2 protein-coding genes are annotated in these 2,836 nt (G+C 65.0%); both read left to right on the top strand.

Annotated elements, in window-relative coordinates; all coding sequences use genetic code 11:
- The first annotated feature begins 215 nt into the window (after positions 1 to 215).
- Positions 216 to 1,145, top strand: coding sequence for an NAD-dependent epimerase/dehydratase family protein (locus tag ACN8HC_RS19695; RefSeq protein WP_490076538.1), 930 nt, complete (start codon positions 216 to 218; stop codon positions 1,143 to 1,145).
- A 660-nt stretch (positions 1,146 to 1,805) separates the two neighbouring features.
- The gene (locus ACN8HC_RS19690; RefSeq protein ID WP_490076537.1) at positions 1,806 to 2,258 is read left to right on the top strand and encodes a hypothetical protein; all 453 of its coding nucleotides are present in this window, start codon (positions 1,806 to 1,808) and stop codon (positions 2,256 to 2,258) included.
- Positions 2,259 to 2,836: the final 578 nt, after the last annotated feature.

Here is a 2,836-nt window from a genome sequence, read left to right as displayed (position 1 = left end):
TCAACAGGAAGGTTCGCGGGCCAACCGGCTAGTCCTAGGCGGTCAGCCACCGCTGTGAAATCCACCAAGATCGGATCGAGGTCAATGCTCATGTTCGGACGGTAGCGGCATTGGTCGACAGGTTCAGGCGAACAGTCCGCGCACTCGCGGCGGATAGACGCATCACAGAGTTGCGAGTGAGATCGGGACCGATGCGCGAAGATAAGGTCGTGGCCATGCGCGTGGTTGTCATCGGAGGCACGGGACACATCGGCACGTATCTGGTGCCGAGCCTGGTGAGGTCTGGGCACGAGGTGGTCGTCATGAGTCGTGGCGTGCGCCGGGCCTACCGTGAGGACCCGCTCTGGGGAGCGGTGCAGATGGTGGCGTGCGACCGCGAGCAGGCGGAGGCGGAGGGCGTATTCGGTGGGGCTGTTGCGCAGCTCGAACCCGACGCGGTGGTGGACCTGACGTGCTTCACACCAGCGCAGGCCCGTCAGCTGGTCGAGGCGCTTGATGGACAGCACCTCGTGCACACGGGAAGCCTCTGGTCGTACGGTGCCAGCGCCCTGGTCCCCACCACCGAGGACGCACCCAAGGACCCGTATGGGGAGTACGGCATCAACAAGTTGGCGATAGAGCGGTACCTGATGAGCCAGAATCGGGTGCGCGCGAGCGTGGTGCACCCGGGCCACATCAGCGGCCCCGGTTGGATGCCGATCGGTCCGGCGGGCAACCTGGACCCGGCTGTTATCGACAGACTTCGGGCCGACGGCTCCTGCCTGCTGCCTGACCGCGGTGGCGAGACCATCCACCACGTGCATGCCGAGGACGTCGCAGGTCTGCACCACGCGTGCCTGGAGCAGCCCGACGACGCCTCGTCGCAGAGCTTCAACAGCGTCTGCACGCAAGCGCTGACCCTGCGGGGGTATGCCGAGCTCGTCGCCCGCCACTTCGGTCACCAGCCCGCGCTGGAGTTCGTTCCGTGGAGTGAGTTCACGGCCCGTGTCGATGAGCAGGATGCGGCAGCCACCATGGAGCACATTGGGCGGGCCCCCATGTTTTCGATGGAGAAGGCGCGAGCAGTCCTGGGCTTCGTCCCCCAGCACAGCGTCACGGACACGGTGCTGGAGTCGATCGATGCCTGGGTCGCCAACCGGAACTGAGCCGGCCAAGCCCGACACCTCCCTTGCCAGCAAGGGAGGGAACTCTAATCTGTTGGCTGTCATCAGCGCACGCAACGCGCATCGCAGAAGCGGCGGAAAGACGCGATTCCGACAGGAAGCGTGTGGCGCGACAATCGTCGAGTGACAGATCCTCAGAAGTTCCGCGGAATGCTGGATGTGGTGTCGCCGCGCACAGATGTGACGTACGGCGACCTTGCCCTCATTGGGGCAGGGCTCCTGAGCACGGTGAGTTCGGTGAGTCTCCACGGTTGGGCGTCCCCAGGTAGCTCACTCGACTACACCACGGGCCTCAGTCGCCCACATGACCTGATCGTCCGAGACTTCATCGCATGGACGTCGCATCGGAACGCGTCGGCCGAGGGCTGCGAGGATCGCCTTCGGTCGTACGTCGAAGAAAGCGGTTGGACGCTACATCTGCAGCACGAGATCGGTGTACTGCTGCGGCCGAGGCTCTAGCACCGACGTGGCGGACGGCCGTTCGACTCGCGCGGCGAAAGACGTGGCGCCGTGGGCGGACTCCTCCCAGGACCGGCAACGTCATGCTGGTGCTCGGGTCGGCTGATGTGATCTGTCGCCGTCTCTGCCACCGCGTGGGCCGCAGTCTGTTCGTCCGATCATGGACTGCCCTACGTTGTGGAAATGAGCACTCAGCACATCGGCGCCGCGGGCGAGCTCCTGGTGCAGTACCAACTGCTGAAGATGGGAATCGACAGTGCCCGCCTCACGACGGATGCGGGCATCGATCTCGTCGTGTACGCGCCAGCAACGGCGTCCGCAACAACGGTGCAGGTGAAAGCAGTACAGGCGCCGGTTCGCGCCGGTGGCAAGGGGAAGTTGGCGGTGGGCTGGGTCTTTCCTCATGACTGCCCTGCCCAGTTGCTGGCGCTGGTGTCGTTGAAGGCAGATTTGGTCTGGCTCTTCACCCTCACGGAGGCACGTGCTCTGGCCCAGCAGCGATCGCCCAGCGACGCCCGGCGGCTGTACTGGTATGTGGACGACGAGATTCAGCAGAAGGACGGTGTCCCCCGCAAGCAGAGCGATATGAAGAGCTTCCTACTCTCCGAACGGGCGCCACAGCTTTTCCCCGCGTGAACGTTTAATCATTCGACCGGAGTTCACGTCCTTCGAGACAGCCCGCAGCAGACCGGCTGCCCGAGCAGGGAGTTGATGGCCGTGATCGTTGCGGTGCGTACTCACGGCGCCCCTGGCCCGCTGCGATGTGTGACGACAGCGACCGAGAAGCGTCAGCTACAGCGTATTAGGCAACGCGATTCTGCGGCCCACCGCTCGGTTCGGCGGCTCGGCACCGAAGGGCGGATGATGGCGGCAAACAGCCCAATCCGTCTTCGAGGGGGCCGAATGGCAGCCACCCACGTTGGACGCCGCGGACGAACGTCGTCGACCTGACACCCGGCGAGGATGGCGACACCCGCTTCGCAGCGAAGTGACCCATCCGCTCGCACCAAGACGCCTGGCGCTAGGTGCGGGCAACGTGCGCCCTCGCGGCCTGCTGCCGTGTTGCCGAGGCGCGTTCATGCCGCACCCTCGTACACGCTCCCGCCAAGCCGCGCCCGGATGTACATCTCCAGCCGCGGAAGCAACTCGGCCGATTCAGCAGGAACGTAGATGTTCGCGCGGTCGAGGTTGCGCAGCATCCAATCGCGCACGTT

The organism is Flexivirga sp. YIM B11880, assembly GCF_058148645.1.
The sequence above is the reverse complement of the archived record's forward strand: the minus strand, read 5'-3'. Positions and strand labels throughout refer to the sequence as shown.

Coding starts and splice junctions, on each gene's coding strand:
- ACN8HC_RS19690 (WP_490076537.1), top strand. CDS start 1,806: ATGAGCACTCAGCACATCGGCGCCGCGGGCGAGCTCCTGGTGCAGTAC.
- ACN8HC_RS19695 (WP_490076538.1), top strand. CDS start 216: ATGCGCGTGGTTGTCATCGGAGGCACGGGACACATCGGCACGTATCTG.